The following is a 17228-nucleotide window of genomic DNA, read 5'->3' as shown; positions in this document are numbered from 1 at the left end:
TTCGCCTCGTCGTCGTCCCGGTCTGTATGGCAACGATCCAATATTGGTCGAGCCACGATTCGCGTCTCGCTGGTTCCAGTCACGTTGTCACTGTAATCCGGTCATTGTGAACCAGCCGAGGGCCGTGACCTGCTTGACGACATATCGGATCCGCCGCCCACCCCGTCCAGAATCGCAGCCACCTCATCAGCATCCAGCAACGGTTCTGCGGTGATCGTCTCGTTGGCCCCGACATGATGGAAAACCGCTCGCACCCTGGACGGCTCGATCCCTCGTGCCCGGGCCCATGCCAACCGGTAGATGGACAGCTGAAGAGGATCAGCCGACTGCGGCCGCGAGGTTTTCCAGTCAATGACCAATTCGTCACCGGGATGATCAGGGTCAGCCACCACCGCGTCAAGACGCCCGCGGACGACGGTGCTCCCAATCGTCATGACAAAAGATCTCTCCACCGCGAGGACCGTGGCATCTGCCCATCGGCTTTTCTCGAAAGCCTGGCAAAGGGTTTGCAATGCATGCCCCCCAACCGACCCAGTCGCCGCCTCATCCTCGAGCTCACGGCTGTCCTCCTCGAGTTCGGCGATCTCGTCGGTGTCAAAGAGCGGGATCGGCTCGGTTGGGGCGAGGCGTTGACTCACCCACTCGTGGAATGCGGTTCCAATACCGGCTCCCCTGTCGGCTGGTCGAGGCATCGGACGTCGCACATCCTCCTGGAACCCCTGTGGGTTGGCGTGGAGCCTCACCATCTGGGAGGCGGTCAGTCGCGGTGGAATGACCACATCGTCGCTGCCATCACACTGACGTCGAGCATCAGCCACCAACGCTTGCGCGTCAGATCGCCACGATGCCACCCGATCAGCGTCAGCGGGATCATCAACTGCTGGGGTATCAGCACCATCTGGCACCTTCTTGTTGATCCACGAGATGGCGCTCTCATCAGCGAATACAGGCCATGGAGTCCCGTCCTGGCTACTGGTCTCGGGGCGCTCACCCAACTCTGGCCACTTCACATCCAGCATGGCGGCAAGAAGATCCGCGTATTGGCTGGGGCTGTAACGACCTTGTCGTCGTGAATCCCATTTGTGCCATGACACGATCAAGCGTTCTTTGGCTCTCGTCAGGGCCACATAAACCAACCTGGCCTCTGACCATTGTGAATCGTCCTTGAGAGCTGCGAGGTATCCCTTGGCATCGACATCGCTTCCGGAAACGGGGTGGCTGATCTCACTCGCATCTCCCCTGGCGAAGGATGGCACAACAGCCGCCACGGTCACGAAGTTGTCCGGGCTCAGTTCCGACGGGAACACGCCTTGGGCCATGTCAGGAATGATCACGAACGGCCATTCCAGTCCCTTTGCCCCGTGGACGGTCGATATCGTCACGGCGTCGCCCTGGTCAACAGCGGCTCGGGCAAGACCATGTCCATGCTCCTCTTCGGCTGCCAGCCATGCGACGATCCCCGCGATCGTCATGTCGGGGTCGCTCCAACGCACCTGTCGTACCGCGTCCCACAACTCGTCGAGCTGGTCACGGCGGGCCACGCTACGACCTGGGTCGTCAGCGGCCATGTCGTCCACGAGACCCGTAATGGCTTCGATGCGCAGGATCAGGTCGTCAGGGCTGTCCCCCTGATGAACCGCAACCTCGGTGATCTCCGCAGCGAGGCGCTTGAGTGCAGATTGCACTCGTTCATCTCCTACTGGTCGACCTTCCATGACGGCGTCCACGAGATGGGCGTCAACATCCTTGGTGTCCAGGCCGTCGGCCTCTGCCTGTGTCTTGGCCAATGTCCGTGCTCGGCGGTGGACCCACGCAAGATCGTCCGTTCCCAACCCAAATCGAGGAGCAGCGAGCAGAATTGCCATGGCTGCATCGTCGTGACGATCAACGAGCAGCCGAAGGTGGGCCACCACCATGGCAACATCCGGCAGAGACAACAACCCTGAGAGGTTTGCCACTCTCACCGAGATGTCACGAGAGCTCAGCGCGTCGTAGAGGTCGGCAATGTCGCCGTTACGTCGCACGAGGATCGCGGCATCGGACCACCGTGTGAGTGCCCCACGTTCTTTGGCCTCCACCAGCATGTCGGCGCACGCACGACACTCATCAACCCAGGTCAGATGTGCGGCAACACCCACCTCCCCTGGAAGGTTCTCCTCCGGGGCAACCAGCGGCATCCCTACCGCGAGTTCCACACGGTCGTCAGCCACGCTGTCGTCAACGCATTTCATTGACGAAACCAGTGACGCCCGAAGCTCCTCGGATGCCACGTTCGCGGCGTCAATGATCTGATTGGCACATCGTCGATTCGTGGCCAGGGACAGCATGGTCGCAGGGCAACCCGTCGCATCCGGAAATCGCCGATGGAAATCCACAATGTTGCTCGCGGCTGCTCCACGCCACCCGTAAATGGCCTGCAATGGATCACCGACAGCCATCACCGGATGACCCATTCCGTGATCAACGTCCGGGCCAGAGAAGAGGGCAGCCAACAGGTCAGCCTGCGCCGACGACGTGTCCTGATACTCGTCGAGAAGAACGACACGGTACCGGGCCCTCACCTCCTGCCCGACCCTTGGATGATGTGCGACGAGATGAAGGGCCTGCACCATGCGATCGCCGAACTCCACGAATCCACGCTGCCGCTTGCGATCCTGGTAGGCCTTCACCAGGTCGAGCAGGTCCTCACGTTCGTCCACCGTGAGAAGGTTCTTCTTCACACTGGCGTACTGCTGCCCGTCGCGTCGTTTCGGAGCATCGACAAGCATCTGACGCCAACGAGCATCCGCAGCTCGAACCGTGTCGTCGCGTGCATCGTGGGAGGCCATCGCGCCGGCCAGTGACACCACAGCCTGAGCAATCGACGTCGGCGTCAGATGGGTGCCCACCAGCGGTGGTGTGTCCAGCTCTGACACAACCTCCGCGGCCAATTGGTATGCCCTCGCCCCTGTGATGAGATGAGCACCCGTGTCGATCCCATCCCAGGCCCCGTAGTCGGCTACCAGAGTTCCGGCGAAGCTGTCATACGTCGCCACTGTGGGCCTGGGTTGCTCCGGGGTCAGTAAACCCGCACTGATGAGGTTCTTCTCAATCCGCTCCGACAATTCAGATGTGGCCTTGTTGGTGAACGTCAGCCCCAGGATATCCTCAGGCCGGACCAGCCCGCTGGCGACAAGCCACACCACCCGAGCTGCCATCACTGTCGTCTTACCCGTACCTGCTCCAGCAATGACGACGCACGGCTTGAGCGGTGCCGTGACGGCCCTCTCCTGTTCAGCTGAGATGGGAATCCCAAGCAGAGATGCAACGTCGACATCATCATTGTCGTGGATGTCATCAGTCGGCTCCATCATGAGGCCCTCCTACCTTGTCGAGGCACTGCGGTTGAGGAGTCCTTCGGGACCAGGGCTGGGCATCCGGCCCTCGCAGGGCAATGGCTGCAACCCTTGTTCGCAATCGCGGTGTACTCACCGGATTTGACGATCTCGATGGCCTTGTCAACGCTTGCCTCAATCCAGTTCTGGCAGCCATCAACTGGCTCCATGTCGTTGGGCCAGGGGACATCCGAAAGCCCACTTTGGCGGTCGATCTTCGCATTCGCCTGGCCCTTGCCCGCCCCGATCCGAAGATGGACCAATTCCGCGCCACTCACCGATGCCTTCCCGAGACTGGCGACTCCACCGGAGGCGATGACGGCTTGGTAAACACCGATTTGGAGGTGGTGGGAGTTCTTCGTCTCAGGGGACTTGCTGGTCCCGGTCTTGAGATCCACGACATAGCAGGCTCCTTCTGCGTCTCGTTCGAGCCGGTCCACGCTGCCACGTACTCGAGCCACACCGGACGGAACCTTGATCGTGCCGTTGACGCGCACCTCAGCACCGATGAGGTCTCGAGTACGCGAGGCCAGCCACCCATCAAAACGCTTCAGCGCAGCTTTCGCATCGTCGAGCTCGGCCCCTCGCTGCCACTGCGCGGTCAATTCGATCTCGGGCCACGACTCCTCCAACTCAGCCAGTGCTCCCGGCAAGGACCAACGATCCATGTTCTCCGCACAGATCCGGTGGACAAGGGTGCCGATACTCGCTCTCAGGGCGGTACCGCTGCTGGCGCCGGCACGACGAGTCATGAACCACCGTCTCGGGCAGGTGAGCAATTCCCCAATGTGCGAGGCGCCCAGCTCGATCTCACCGGTGACATCAGCCTGACGAGGGGCACCTTTGCGCCACCAGGTCTGCGGATCAGCTTGTGGCACGAGGGGCCGGCCGTGATGTTCCTCGCCACGCAAATCATCGAGAAGCTCCTGAGCTTGGACCCGCACCCCGGGTGACTCGGTCTCGTCCGCGACAACTCGGCGTAGTTCACCAACAAGTTCGGTGAGGCTGGCTACGTTCACGACACTCGCGCTGTCCTCGAGGTGCGGAATACCCGTCAACACCCCAGATGGACGGATGCCCTCATCCGCAGACTCGACAGAACACAACAGCAATTGATTCCTCGCGCGCGAACACGCCACGAGCAACAGCCTGATCTCGGCACGAAGGTTGTCGGACCATCCGGGAACCACCACGGGGCCGTCTGGAGACCACCTGTCAGCACCGACCAGGGAGCCGGTGTGGTTGGTGGCAGGCCAGTTACCTTCTTCCAATCCGCAGACCGCCACCACGCTGAACTCTCTTCCCTTGACACGATGAGCAGTGACAGCGGTGACCGCATCGCGATCCTCATCAGATTCACGCGCGCGGTCGGCTGGAATCTGCTCTCGCCTGACCATGTCGATGAGGCGACGTCCTCCCGACACTCCAGCCATGGTGTGAGCTGCCTCTGCCATGTCGAAGAGGGAGCACAGCCCGTCGAGATCACGATCAGCCGACGCATCCCCGGCCAAGGCGCGACGTCGCAGGGCAGACGCCCACGAACTGCCCTGCCACAAGACCCACAACGCCTCATGGCACGTGCCACCGGAGAGCAAGAGGTTCGCTGCGCGTTGGACTCGCCGGACCAATGCGGCAAGCGGCTCCGCCAAAACCCGTAGACCTGGGGGCACGGTGGACGTCTCGCTGTCGTCGTCAGATTCACCGATGACGGCGTCGTCGACCAGCGCTGTCCTCGTCACGGAACCGCTTACATCAGTGGCCAGCTCCTGCATCACCTGCCAATTCAGTTCCTCGCGGCGAACGAGTCGGCACCAGGTTTCGAGGCGATGAACGACAGTGCGATCAATACTTGCCAATGGGTTCGTCATCAGGGCCGTCACTTCTCGCTGGCCAGGTCGAGTTCCTGTCGCGAGACAGATCGCCACCTCAAGAGCATTGAGGATCTGAGTGACGGCGTGGACGTCAGACAACGCGTGCTCATCTCGCGAGCGCAGGACTGGTATGCCCTGAGAGGCAAGAATCGTCGCGATCACTCCCAACTCAGCCCTGTGACGGGTCACCACAGCCATCTCGCTCCAGGGGATCCCATTGGCCACGTGGGCGTGACGAAGAGTTCCAGCAACCTTTCTCACCAGGCGAGAGGTGCTGCCAGCCCGGACGGCGGCCACCATTCCCGCGTCTGCGGTCACGGCATGATTCGCCCGCCGCCGCAGACGGCTGGACGACGGTATCGCTGGCATTCCCGTGCGCAACGACTCAACGACGTCAGCAACATGCTCATGATTGCGGTAATTGATCGTCAGATGGTGAATTGACAAATCCGGAAACTCATCAATCAGATCGTCAAAGCGCTCCGCAACTGCGCCACGAAAGCCGTAGACCGTCTGGTCCGGATCAGCGGTCAGCACACACGGAACATGGTATTGCGCAATGTCGGCAATAAGGCGAATCTGGGACGGATCACACTCGGTCACATCGTCGCACAGCAGCAGTTTGACTCGTGACCTCACGTCGATGGCCACTCCTGGGCGCGTCAAGGCGATCCGAGCACGATGCACCGCCTCGGCGTAATCCACTGCTCCCTCCAGATCAAGGACATCGAGGTAGTCCGTCAGGAATGGTCCAAGAACCTGCCATTCCGGCATGCCCCAAGTCATTCCCGCACCAGTGAGGTCCTGTGGATCGCATCCTTCTTGACGGAGTCGCGCCGCCATGACACGCACGTCAGCGGCGAATTGAGCGGTCTGTGCGCATGCCTGCAATTCCTCCGGCCAGTCCGTCATGTCCCGAGCCGCAAGAAGCTCTCTGATACGGAACTCCTGCTCAGGAGCGGTCAACAGCCGTCCCGAGAACTGCCGAGATCCTAGGATTCGCCGGGCCAGGGCATGAACCGTCATGACACGAGGATCCAGATGAGCGCCTCCGAGTCGTCGTACGAGGCCATTGCGCAATGCTTGGGCAGCTGGTCGCGTCTGACCGAGCAGCAGGACGTCGGACAGGGATCCGCCAGCCTCGACGTACCGCGCGGCCACCTCAAGACACAGACTCGTCCGTCCGGTGCCCGGTCCTCCCATGACGAGGACCGTACCGGCGTCATCATTGAGCACCCGCGCCTGAGCGTCATCCCATCCATGCATGGCACACATCTCACCACTGACATGAGACAGAATCGCCGTCCGACTGTGTCTTTTCCACAGAACAACGACGTCAGCAACCATTTCCTGGCCCCATCGACCCACCATGTGAGATGGTAGAAGTGCTGTCTCATCACCATGGGACGTGTCCGCACGCTCGTAGCAGGCCATGAGCGTCGTCAGTAGACATGGATCTACCGCGATCGCCACACTGCATCGAACGCTGCACCCGGTCTCGGCCGGAGCCGTGCGGAGAACAATTGCTCAGCCTGAGGACCTTCATGAATGAATCGGAGCAGTCATCGGTCGACATCGTGACACCAGAGACCTCCGCCACGTCGCGAGTGGACCTCACCGAGCGAGCTGCAGCTCGTGAAGATGTCGCCTGCGCCTCGCACATCGGACTGCGTCATGAGACGAACCAGGACGCCGCAGCCCTCGGCATCGACAGTTCCGGGCGTCATGTCGTCCTCGTCGTCGCTGATGGCGTCTCATCGACCGATGGCGCTGAGGAATGCGCCAGAATCGCATCCCGCGCCGCGCGCGACTACCTGACGGCGACGATGAACCAGGGGGTGCCAGCCAACGACGATGCCATCGTCACCCTGTTCGAGCGGGCGTTCCGAAAGGCACACGAGGCCGTCGTGAGCTCATCGCCTCCGATTGGTGCGTGCACTCTGGCCATCGCCGTTGCGACGCAAGAACGCATCGTCGTGGGCAACATCGGTGACACCCGAACTTACTGGTTTCCTGATGAGGGTGGTTGTCTCCGGCTGTCCGTCGATGACTCGATGGTCCAGGCGCAGATGGATCTGGGAATGTCCCGGGAAGAGGCTGAGGCAGGGATCGGCGCCCATACCATCACGAAGTGGATCGGCGCCTCCGCCACCGATCTCGCTCCGCGCGTCATGGCCTACCAACCGCAGCATTCCGGGTGGCTCCTGGTGTGCAGCGACGGATTGTGGAATCACGTTCCCGATCCGGACGACCTGGCCACGCTCATCGCAGATCTTGCCAGCAGGGCTCGCAAGGACGATCAAGGCCGTCGCGACCCTGCAGACCTCGCGGCCGCACTCGTTGCGCACGCCAACAAGTGCGGCGGTCATGACAACATCACCGTGGCGCTGTGGCGCCGGGATGTTTGATCCAGCGGTAGGTTTGTCGTCATGGAGATCAAGATCGGCATCGTCAACACCGCACGTGAAGTCAGCATCGACGCTCAGGAAAGCGCTGAGTCCATTGAGCAGCAGCTCAAGAACAGCCTCAGCCAGCCCGACGCCGTCCTCGCCCTGACCGATGCCAAGGGCCGCAAGGTTCTCGTTCCCGCCCGTGGGGTTGCCTACCTCGACCTGGGGCAGCCGAACAGCCGCCAGGTCGGTTTTGGGGCTCTCTGACCTCGGTCACGTTCCGCTCGAAGTCAGTCGCCGTTCGTCATTCACGGTTCGAGGCCGAGATCGATCATGCGTTCGTCGTGGGCGTTCAACACACCAGCCATGACCTCATTGATGAGGTCGAGATCATCGAACTCTCCCCCACCAGCTTGCGTCAGGGCCGAGGTCAGCGCCTGATGACGCGCGAAGAGGCGTTGGGCCACTGACAGCACCTCTCCCACGAGACGGCGCGCGAACAGGGACTCCGCCGACGTGTCACGTTGCCCTGCGATGGTGTGACGCATCGCGGCATCCCATCTCACGCGGCTCCCCGTACCGCGACCGAGCCACGGGCCGAAAGACCCACAGGCCGGATGAAGCTCAGGTGCGAGATTCGGCTCGATCCGATCCAGGAAATCGGCGATGAGATCAACGACGATGTGGTCGCGCAGCAACACCTGGGACCAGGATTGGGAGGGCACATACTCCTTGACGGACCCGATGAGGGGTTCCATCTCTGCCAGAAGCGCGCGATCCGTCAAGTGGGTTCTGGTCTCAGCCAAGATCTTCTGAACCTCAGCGCTGCGATCGACGACGAGGAACCGCTCTGACAGGCCGGTGGCCAGATTCATGCCAGACACCGTTGCAGAGAATCCATGCAAGGCACAGGACGCTGCGACGGACCAGAAGAGCGTCACAACCGAGGAGTCGTTGGAGTTCGTGTCTTCGATGCTCACGCCAACAGGTTAGAGGGTCGAAGGTACTGGAGGTAAGATAGGCGATGGTGTGTCGACCGCGCCACCTCGCAGGTCCGCACCGCGCGTGACATCGTCGCGGAACAGTTTCGCGCGACGACATCACGAGGAGCGACTACGAAGAATGACAGAAGAATGACACAGGGCCTTGACGGGCCCGCGCACGAAGAGGCCAAGACACTGACCGAGACCACAGTTTCCGTTTCCACCGCCTTCTCCGATCTCGGCGTCCGAGAAGACATCTGCCAGGCGCTGGAGGGGATGGGAATCGTCTCTCCCTTCCCCATCCAGGCCATGTCCATCCCGATCTCCATTCAGGGCACCGATCTCATCGGCCAGGCCCGCACCGGCACCGGCAAGACCCTTGCCTTCGGTATCACCCTCCTGCAGCGCATCACCCTGCCCGGAGATGACGGCTGGGAGGAGTCCGAGCACAGAGGCAAGCCCCAAGCACTGGTGATGTGCCCGACCCGGGAGCTTGCCCTCCAGGTGTCCAAGGACATCTCGACCGCCGCCTCGGTGCGCGGCGCCCGAGTCCTCACCGTCTATGGCGGCGTCGGCTACGAACCCCAGATCGATGCCCTGAAGGATGGGGTCGACGTCGTCGTCGGCACCCCTGGACGTCTTCTTGACCTGTCCCAGCGCAAGGACCTGGACCTGTCCCACGTGCGCATCGTCGTCCTGGACGAAGCTGACGAAATGCTCGATCTGGGCTTCCTGCCGGACGTCGAGAACCTCATCGGACGTACCCCCACCTCCCGTCAGACCATGCTCTTCTCGGCCACCATGCCGGCGCCGATCATGGCTCTGGCCCGTTCGCAGCTGAACCGTCCGGTGCACGTGCGTGCCGAGGGTGCCGACGCCCAGGCCACTGTTCCGGACACTCAGCAGTTCGTCTACCAGGCCCATCCGATGGACAAGATCGAGATCATCGGGCGCATCCTGCAGTCCCGCGACGTCGAGAAGGCCATCATTTTCTGCCGTACCAAGCGCGCTTGTCAACGTTTGGCCGACGACCTCGACAACCGGGGCTTCAAGGCTCGGGCCATCCATGGCGACCTCACCCAAGTCGCTCGCGAGAAGGCCCTCAAGAAGTTCCGCAACGGTGACGCCACCATCCTCGTTGCCACCGACGTCGCAGCCCGTGGCATTGACGTCACCGGGGTTTCCCACGTCATCAATCACGAGTGCCCCGAGGACGAGAAGACCTATGTCCACCGCATCGGCCGTACCGGACGTGCCGGTGCCAAAGGCGTGGCCGTCACCCTCGTCGACTGGGCTGACGTCACCCGCTGGAAGCTCATCAACAAGGCGCTGGATCTCGAGATCCCCGAACCCGTCGAGACCTACTCGACCTCCCCGTTCCTCTACACCGATCTCGACATCCCGGAGGGCACCAAGGGAGCTCTGCCCGGTGCCGAGAAACGCGAGCGCCATCACCACAAACATGACGGCCACCACAAGCATGGCGATCATGGTGAGGGCCGTCGGTCCCGCAAGGATTCCAAGGACGAGGACAAGCCGCGCCGCAAGCGCACCCGTCGTCGCAACGGCAAGGTGATCCGCGGCGGCGAGGCCAGCAGCGACCACGGCACGCACGAGGCGAAGGGCCACAAGAAGTCGAAGTCCTCGAAGAAGGAGTCCGCTCCCCACAGGGACCAGGCTCCCAAGGCAACGGCCAGGAAGAAGGCCAGTGGCGGCAAGGGTGCTGAGACCGCCCCCCGCCACCGCAGGGCGCGCCGCTCGCTGTGAGGCATTGAGAGCGACTAGGACGAGGCACGCGGCTGAGGCCCGTGCCTCGTGTCACAGGTGCCGCACCGTGTCGTATCTGCCGTTCATCACGCCACCAATCCTGTGATCCCGCGCTGTGGATCGCGTCAATCAGTAAACCATCTGCATCGCCTGGCGTACCTCGCTGAGGGTCCGATCCGCCACGGCATTGGCACGCTCATTACCCTCCCGGAGCACGTCACGCAGGTGGCCCTCGTCCGCTGCGAGCTCGCTGCGACGTTCACGAATTGGGGCAAAGTAATCGTTGAGTGAGGCGGTGAGACGCTTCTTGAGGGTGCCCGAGCCACCATCACCAATCTCATCGGCAATGTCAGCGGGATCACCGTTCTCGCACAAGGCGGTGAGCAACAGCAGGTTTGAGACCTCGGGGCGGTTCTCCGGATCCCAGGTGATGCGCCGTTGCGCGTCTGTCTTGGCCTTCTTGATGAGCTTGGCGGTCTGATCGGCGGTCATACCGATCTCGATGGTGTTGCCCTTCGACTTACTCATCTTCGTGCCATCAAGGCCGAGCACGTGCGGGGTGGCCGAGAGCAACGCCTCCGGCTCGGGGAAGACCGCCTTGGAGGCGTCGACACGTCCATACCTCTCGTCGAAACGACGGGCGATGACGCGGGTCTGCTCGATGTGCGGCAGCTGGTCCCGGCCCACCGGGACGAGGTTGGCCTTGCAGAAGAGGATGTCAGCGGCCTGGTGCACCGGGAAGGTGAGCATGAGGCCCGACATCGGCCGATCCGAAGTGGCCAACTCGTCCTTGACGGTCGGATTGCGACGCAGCTCGGCGTCAGTCACCAACGACAGGAAGGGCAGCAGGAGCTGATTGAGGGCTGGTAGGGACGAGTGGGTGAACATCGTGGTACGGGTCGGGTCGATACCGATGGCGAGATAATCGGCGATGTTCGACATGACGTTGGCCTGAAGCTCGCCGACGCCGTCACGGTCATAGATCACCTGGTAATCAGCGATGACGAGGAACGACTCGATTCCCTTGTCCTGCAGCCGCACCCGATTGGCCAGCGAGCCGAAGTAGTGACCGATGTGGAGACTTCCGGTGGGACGGTCCCCGGTGAGAATCCGCCATTTCTCGGGATGGACGGCCAGATCGGCCTCGACCTTGGCACTGCGGGCCTGTGAGCGCGCCAAGGTGGCAGCGTTCGATCCGATCTTGGAAACGTCGCTGGTCATCACTAATCCCTTCCTCGCCGCCCTCCTTGGCGACGAGGCGACGCGCCGGGCAGGGCGGCCGTCACATCGTCAGTGCCGCACGCAACGACGCCACCACGAGGTGGCATTCGCAGGTGCAATCGTCATGTCGGCCACTGTAGCAGTCTCACCGGACGCGAAGAACCCCACCGCGCAGCTGGATCCTCGTCACGAGCTCTCGGTATGCGGTCTCACGAGTGAGATTGCATCCCAGCTCATGGTCCTTCTTACCTGAGCCGTGATAGTCGCTCGCGCCGGTACGAACCAGTCCGAGCCGTCCTCCTAGGTCGAAGAGCATCCGGCGAGCGGCCTGGTCGTGGTCCTGGTGCTCCACCTCGATGCCGTCGAGCTGGTGATAGGCGGACAGCGCCGCAATCACCTGCGGGGTGAGAACCTGCTGAGCTCCCCTGCCCCACGGATGGGCCACGACGGCCACGCCGCCAGCGTCGTGGATGAGGTCAATACCCTTCTCCAGTGCCACGCTGTGCCGCGGAACATAAGCGGGCTTACCGTCGGCGAGCCAGTCGCGGAAGGCCTCGTCGCGATCCTCGACGTATCCCTTGGCCACCATCGCATCTGCCACATGGGGCCGTCCCAAGCTCGAGGCCGTGCCAGCAGCTCGGTGCGCATCCTCCGTCGTCACCGACAATCCGGCCTCGGCAAGTTTCTGGCAGATGGCGTCCAGGCGCCCGGCTCGCGAAGCCCGCGTGATCTGCAGCTCCCTGCTCAACGCTGGATCGTCGGGATGCGGCCCGTAGCCGAGAAGGTGGACGTCACGATCACCGATGTGGCACGTCATTTCGAGACCGGGAAGCAGCCGGACGCCGAACCGCTGTCCGGCTGCCTGAGCCTCCTCCAGCCCATCGAAGGTGTCATGATCGGTCAGGGCAATGACGTCCAAACCGCTCGTGGCAGCCTTCATCATGAGGCGGGTCGGGGAATCCGTCCCGTCCGAGATCGTGGAGTGGGTGTGGAGATCAATTCTCACTGTGTGGCCTCCTGACCCACGGCGGACCTCAGGTCGCTGACCATCACGACGCAGTGCGCAAGATCCGGGTTTGTCGTCATCTTCTCAAGAATACGTCCACCATCGACCAGAACGTTGTCCGTTCCAACCTCAAGAGCCCGTCGCGTCGCATCGGACATCACCTGGAGAAGATCCTCGCGAAGGCTGGCCCGCACTCGGGCATCCGTCGGACGGTCCTGAGGAAGCTGTTCGACAAGACGGGTCAGGCCAGTGATGTCCACTCGGCGTGCCAGCGTCAGGTATGCCTCGGCGACCTCGTCGAGAGGATGACTTTCGTCGGAGATCTCGACGACGCCCAACAGGACTTGACACCAATCGTGTGAGGCCACCACAGCGGCATCCGCACGGGTTAGTCCCAGCTCGGTGACCTCGTCAACCTTCTCCTGCCACTCGTCGGCACTGTCGCCCAGCAGGTCGGAGAGCTTGTTGACGAGTGCGGCGATACCTGGGCGGTACGTCTCGATGGTGGCAGAGATGTTGTCCACACCACCGTGAGTGAGGAACCACCCCGTGGTGTCCATGACGAGATCTCGAAGAGCGAACCTGATCTCGCCGGTACGAACTGCGTCCAGTCCGAGATCGGTGAGGTTCGTCTCCACCCTGTCCAGTTCGAAAACCGATCGGGCCGCCAGCTGGCAGCGTATGACCTGGGCGATGTCAGCCCCTGTCTGCAGATGCAGGCGGTGGAAGGCCGTGATACCCGGGGAGTCAACGAACTTGTTGACGGCCTCGGTCGTGATGATCTCCCGATGCAGCCGGTGATCTGACATCCGATCTGCGAACCTCTCACGCAGCAGCGGTGGGAAGTAGCCGGCCAGACTGTCGGCCACGAAGGGATCTTCTGGAAGATCAGTGGCGAGCACGGCGTCGCACAGGGCAATCTTCGTCCACGCGAGCAGGGTGCACAGCTCCGGGCTGGCGAGCCCTTCACCTGCGGCGATTCGGCGATTCATCTCGGCGGTCGACGGCATGGTGTCGACGACGCGATCAAGATGGCCGGACTCCTCAAGTTCGCACATCCAGGCTTCCAGGACTCCAGGAGTCGGGCCGGACGGACTCAACGCATTGGCCAGCGCGAGGTTCTGTGAACGATTGTGCCGTAGCACCAGGGCAGCGACATCATCAGCCATGGCAGGCAGGAGTTCGTCACGTTCCTCTGCGCTGAGACGCCCTGCAGCCACCTCGGCATCGAGCAGGATCTTGATGTTGACCTCATGATCCGAGGTGTCGACGCCGGCGGAGTTGTCGATGAAGTCGGTGTTGATCCTGCCACCGTTACGGGCGTACTCGATGCGGCCCGCCTGGGTCCACCCCAAGTTTCCACCTTCGCCAACAGCCTTGGCCCGCACTTCCGTGGCCGTGATGCGAACCGGGTCATTGGTACGGTCGCCGACCTGGGCGTCAGTCTCACTCGTGGCACGCACATAGGTTCCGATTCCGCCGTTCCACAACAGGTCGACCGGGGCCCGCAGGATTGCGGAGATGAGATGGTCGGGGGTCATCTTCGTGACGGACTCGTCGATGCCGAGGGCCTCATGCATCTGCTGGCTCACCGGGATCGACTTCAAGGTGCGATCCCAGACACCACCTCCCGCAGAGATGAGGGACGAGTCGTAATCGCCCCAGCTCGAACGCGGGAGATCGAAGAGGCGACAGCGTTCCTGCCACGATGCGGCAGGATCCGGGTTCGGGTCGACGAAGACGTGACGATGGTTGAAGGCTGCCACCAGCCTGATGTGCGTGCTCAACAACATGCCATTTCCGAAGACGTCACCGGACATGTCGCCGATACCCACGCAGGTGAAGTCATCAGTCGTCTGGTCGATACCGAGGTCGGCGAGATGCCGGGTCACCGACTCCCAGGCGCCCCGCGCCGTGATGCCCATCGCCTTGTGGTCGTAACCGTGGGATCCGCCCGAGGCGAAGGCGTCGCCAAGCCAGAACCCGTGCTCTGCAGCAATCGCGTTCGCGGTGTCGGAGAAGGTAGCGGTGCCCTTGTCAGCGGCAACGACGAGGTAGGGATCATCCCCGTCGTGGCGAACGACGTTCTCCGGGACGACGACCTTGCCCTCAACGACATTGTCTGTCAGGGACAGCAGGGAGGAAACGAAGATGCGGTAGCACTCCTTACCCTCCTCGGCCCACCCCGCGCGGTCAGTCGTGGGATCGGGCAAATGGGCGGGGACGAAGCCGCCTTTGGCGCCCGCAGGAACGATGACCGAGTTCTTGACCATCTGGGCCTTCACCAGACCGAGGACCTCGGTGCGGAAGTCCTCGGGACGATCCGACCACCGCAGGCCTCCTCGCGCCACCGCACCAAAACGCAGGTGCGTTCCGGAAACCCTCGGGGAATTGACGAAGATCTCGAAGGTGGGACGTGGAGCTGGGGCGAAGTCGAGCTCACTCGGACGCACCTTGAAGGCCAGTGCGCGGCGATCCTTCTTCCACCAGTTCGTACGGATCATGGCCTTGATGACGGTATGCATCATGCGCAGGATGCGATCGTGATCAAGGGAGGCGACGTCGTCCAGGTCAGACAGGAAGGTCTGTGACAGTTCCTCCACCGTGGCCAGCCGCTCGGCTCCCGCATCGACGCCGTCATCGTAGGCTGCCGGATCGAACTTGGCCTCGACAATTCTGACGAGGTCACCAGCAAGATTGGGGTTCGCCCGTAGCGCCTTCGCCATGTAGGTCTGGGAGAATGGGCTACCCACCTGTCGGAGGTAACGAGCGATACCGCGCAACATGGACACCTGGGGCCACGTCAGGCCCGCTTCGGTCACGAGGCCGGAGAACGTGTCGGATTCGCACTCGCCACGCCAGGATGCGGCAAACGCCTCGGTGAAACGATCTCGCTCGGAGTCGTTCCACAATTCCCCGGGGGTCTGCAGACCAAGGTCGAACAGCCAGATCTCCCGACCGCGCAGGACGATCCGGTGCGGATGCTCATCAACGACATGGACGCCGAGGCTCGACAGGTGCGGCATGACCTGGGACAACGTCATCGTCGCGTGTTGGTTGAAGATCTTGAGACGCAAATCGGAGGGATCGGCAGGGTCATTCGGTCGGTACATGACCAGGCCCAGGTCGTCCTTGGCCAACCCGTTGAGCAGTTCGAGATCCAGAACGCCCTGCGTGGCCGTGAATTCCTGCTTGTACTCAGGTCCGAAGTCAATTCCGCGTCGGTCGCTCTCGATGCGGCTGGCCAGGGCCATGAACTCGTCATCCCAGTTCGAGGTGGCCTCGGCGAGCTCAGCCTGCAGCTCCTCGTCGTCGATCGGGGGAAGGACCTCACCGTCAGGAACCTTGGCAGTCAAGGTGATCCTGACCAAGGAGGACTCACCCATCATCGTGGTCGAGTCGATCTCCACCGCACCAGTCCGCTTGGCGACGATTCCCTCGACGACACCAACAGTGCTGGCGTCGAAACGATCGGCCGGGATGAAGACCAACAGGTGGAAGAACCGACCCCACGGACCTCGACGGACCAGTGCCCGCAGACGTTGCCTCTCGCGCAGGTCGATGATCGTCATGATGAGTGGCACGAGCTCCTCCGCCGAGGCCTCGAACAGGGCGTCACGTGGGAACTCAGCAATGGTGCGAATGACCGCCTTGCCGCCGTGGGAGTTGGCTCGATATCCCGAAAGTGCGAGCACACGAGAGGCCTTGGCACGCAGGACCGGAATGTGCATGACCGACTCGGTGTAGGCAGCTGACCCCAGCAGACCGATGAAGCGGTGCTCAGCGACAACGACGCCGTGTTCGTTACGGATTCGCACTCCGACGTAATCCCGGTACCCATTGTGTTGCACGGTGGACCGAACCGAGTCCTTCGTGACGACGAGGGTGGAGTCATCCTCGCTGTGAGGAATCGCATCGAAGCGTGATCCGTGGTCAGTGATACCCAGCCGGGTACCGGGCACTGGCGTCATGGTGTCCCCGTCAACCCGGAACTCCTCGTAGGACAGGTACATGAAATGGTCGTCGGCCAACCATTCCAGCAGCTCACGCGTCGAGTCACGATCATCGGCGGGCCCTTGGGAGGCACTCACCAGCTCGGCGGTTCGCAGCATTGCCTCGTGCATCGCTGCCCAGTCGTCGGTGGCCCGGACAACCTGGTCAAGGCAGCTGTGAAGATCCTCATCGAGCCTCTTGGCAGCTTCACCAGTATCAATGCCGAGCGGCGCCAAGGCATCGATGTGTATCCACGATTCCGACTCATGGCCGCTTCGGCCCGGAGTTCCGACGCTCTCGACGGCTCCCTCGGCGTTACGCTTGACACCGAAGATCGGGTGCCGAACATCCTCGACGCGCCACCCGTGACGAAGCAAGCACGACACGACCGTGTCGACGAGGAAGGGACGGTCATCCATGACCACCTGCACCGAGTTGACCTGGCCGTCAGACCACGGTGGATCAACGATGACGTCGACGCGAACCGGGCCAGGTTTCACGGCAAGCGTCATCTGCCGTTCCATCATCTGACGAATCACCTCTTCACAGCAGTGATCTCCCATGGTGTGCTGTTCCAGCAGCGATGTCACGAGAGCCGGGATGACTTTGTCCATCTCTGACAC

Annotated in this window: 9 protein-coding genes; 3 read left to right on the top strand and 6 right to left on the bottom strand. The window is 62.3% G+C overall.

Annotated features, from left to right (window positions below):
- Positions 1 to 101: 101 nt before the first annotated feature.
- On the bottom strand, positions 102 to 3353 hold the full coding sequence (locus tag ACUCCZ_RS04450) for an ATP-dependent DNA helicase (RefSeq protein ID WP_435916438.1): 3252 nt from the start codon (positions 3351 to 3353) through the stop codon (positions 102 to 104).
- Positions 3350 to 6520 (bottom strand): ATP-dependent helicase, encoded by a 3171-nt coding sequence (locus ACUCCZ_RS04445; protein ID WP_435916437.1) that lies wholly within the window; start codon positions 6518 to 6520, stop codon positions 3350 to 3352. Before ACUCCZ_RS04445 ends, ACUCCZ_RS04450 begins: the two co-directional genes overlap by 4 nt.
- Before the next feature lie 269 nt (positions 6521 to 6789).
- Between ACUCCZ_RS04445 and ACUCCZ_RS04440 the strand changes: the two genes are divergently transcribed.
- Together ACUCCZ_RS04440 and ACUCCZ_RS04435 are read left to right on the top strand one after the other, a co-directional pair.
- Positions 6790 to 7653 carry a PP2C family protein-serine/threonine phosphatase gene (locus tag ACUCCZ_RS04440; protein WP_435916436.1) on the top strand — a complete coding sequence of 288 codons (864 nt, stop codon included), beginning with the start codon at positions 6790 to 6792 and terminating at the stop codon, positions 7651 to 7653.
- A 21-nt stretch (positions 7654 to 7674) separates the two neighbouring features.
- Positions 7675 to 7902, top strand: coding sequence for a DUF3107 domain-containing protein (locus tag ACUCCZ_RS04435; RefSeq protein ID WP_435916435.1), 228 nt, complete (start codon positions 7675 to 7677; stop codon positions 7900 to 7902).
- Between the two features lie 41 nt (positions 7903 to 7943).
- Here ACUCCZ_RS04435 and ACUCCZ_RS04430 read toward each other — a convergent pair whose 3' ends face one another.
- Positions 7944 to 8510 (bottom strand): hypothetical protein, encoded by a 567-nt coding sequence (locus ACUCCZ_RS04430; protein WP_435916987.1) that lies wholly within the window; start codon positions 8508 to 8510, stop codon positions 7944 to 7946.
- 258 nt (positions 8511 to 8768) lie between these two features.
- On the opposite strand from ACUCCZ_RS04430, the gene ACUCCZ_RS04425 reads away from it, so the two are divergent.
- On the top strand, positions 8769 to 10385 hold the full coding sequence (locus tag ACUCCZ_RS04425) for a DEAD/DEAH box helicase (protein ID WP_435916434.1): 1617 nt from the start codon (positions 8769 to 8771) through the stop codon (positions 10383 to 10385).
- Positions 10386 to 10514: 129 nt separating this feature from the next.
- On the opposite strand, the gene trpS is transcribed toward ACUCCZ_RS04425, so the two are convergent.
- The 3 genes from trpS to ACUCCZ_RS04410 all read right to left on the bottom strand — a co-directional run bounded on the left by trpS (position 10515) and on the right by ACUCCZ_RS04410 (position 17228).
- A complete protein-coding gene (gene trpS, locus ACUCCZ_RS04420) occupies positions 10515 to 11606 on the bottom strand; it encodes a tryptophan--tRNA ligase (RefSeq protein WP_435916432.1) in 1092 nt (363 codons plus the stop codon).
- A 145-nt stretch (positions 11607 to 11751) separates the two neighbouring features.
- Positions 11752 to 12549: a PHP domain-containing protein gene (locus ACUCCZ_RS04415; RefSeq protein ID WP_462981557.1), complete on the bottom strand. Its 798-nt coding sequence runs from the start codon at positions 12547 to 12549 to the stop codon at positions 11752 to 11754.
- Positions 12550 to 12608: 59 nt separating this feature from the next.
- Positions 12609 to 17228: an NAD-glutamate dehydrogenase gene (locus tag ACUCCZ_RS04410; protein ID WP_435916431.1), complete on the bottom strand. Its 4620-nt coding sequence runs from the start codon at positions 17226 to 17228 to the stop codon at positions 12609 to 12611.

The organism is Cutibacterium nasicola (assembly GCF_052654715.2).
The sequence above is the reverse complement of the archived record's forward strand: the minus strand, read 5'-3'. Positions and strand labels throughout refer to the sequence as shown.

What these genes read in the sequence shown, in the direction of transcription:
- ACUCCZ_RS04450 (WP_435916438.1), bottom strand. Translation starts at nt 3,353, where the DNA reads ATGATGGAGCCGACTGATGACATCCACGACAATGATGATGTCGACGTT.
- ACUCCZ_RS04445 (WP_435916437.1), bottom strand. Translation starts at nt 6,520, where the DNA reads ATGTGTGCCATGCATGGATGGGATGACGCTCAGGCGCGGGTGCTCAAT.
- ACUCCZ_RS04440 (WP_435916436.1), top strand. Translation starts at nt 6,790, where the DNA reads ATGAATGAATCGGAGCAGTCATCGGTCGACATCGTGACACCAGAGACC.
- ACUCCZ_RS04435 (WP_435916435.1), top strand. Translation starts at nt 7,675, where the DNA reads ATGGAGATCAAGATCGGCATCGTCAACACCGCACGTGAAGTCAGCATC.
- ACUCCZ_RS04430 (WP_435916987.1), bottom strand. Translation starts at nt 8,510, where the DNA reads ATGAATCTGGCCACCGGCCTGTCAGAGCGGTTCCTCGTCGTCGATCGC.
- ACUCCZ_RS04425 (WP_435916434.1), top strand. Translation starts at nt 8,769, where the DNA reads ATGACACAGGGCCTTGACGGGCCCGCGCACGAAGAGGCCAAGACACTG.
- trpS (WP_435916432.1), bottom strand. Translation starts at nt 11,606, where the DNA reads ATGACCAGCGACGTTTCCAAGATCGGATCGAACGCTGCCACCTTGGCG.
- ACUCCZ_RS04415 (WP_462981557.1), bottom strand. Translation starts at nt 12,549, where the DNA reads ATGATGAAGGCTGCCACGAGCGGTTTGGACGTCATTGCCCTGACCGAT.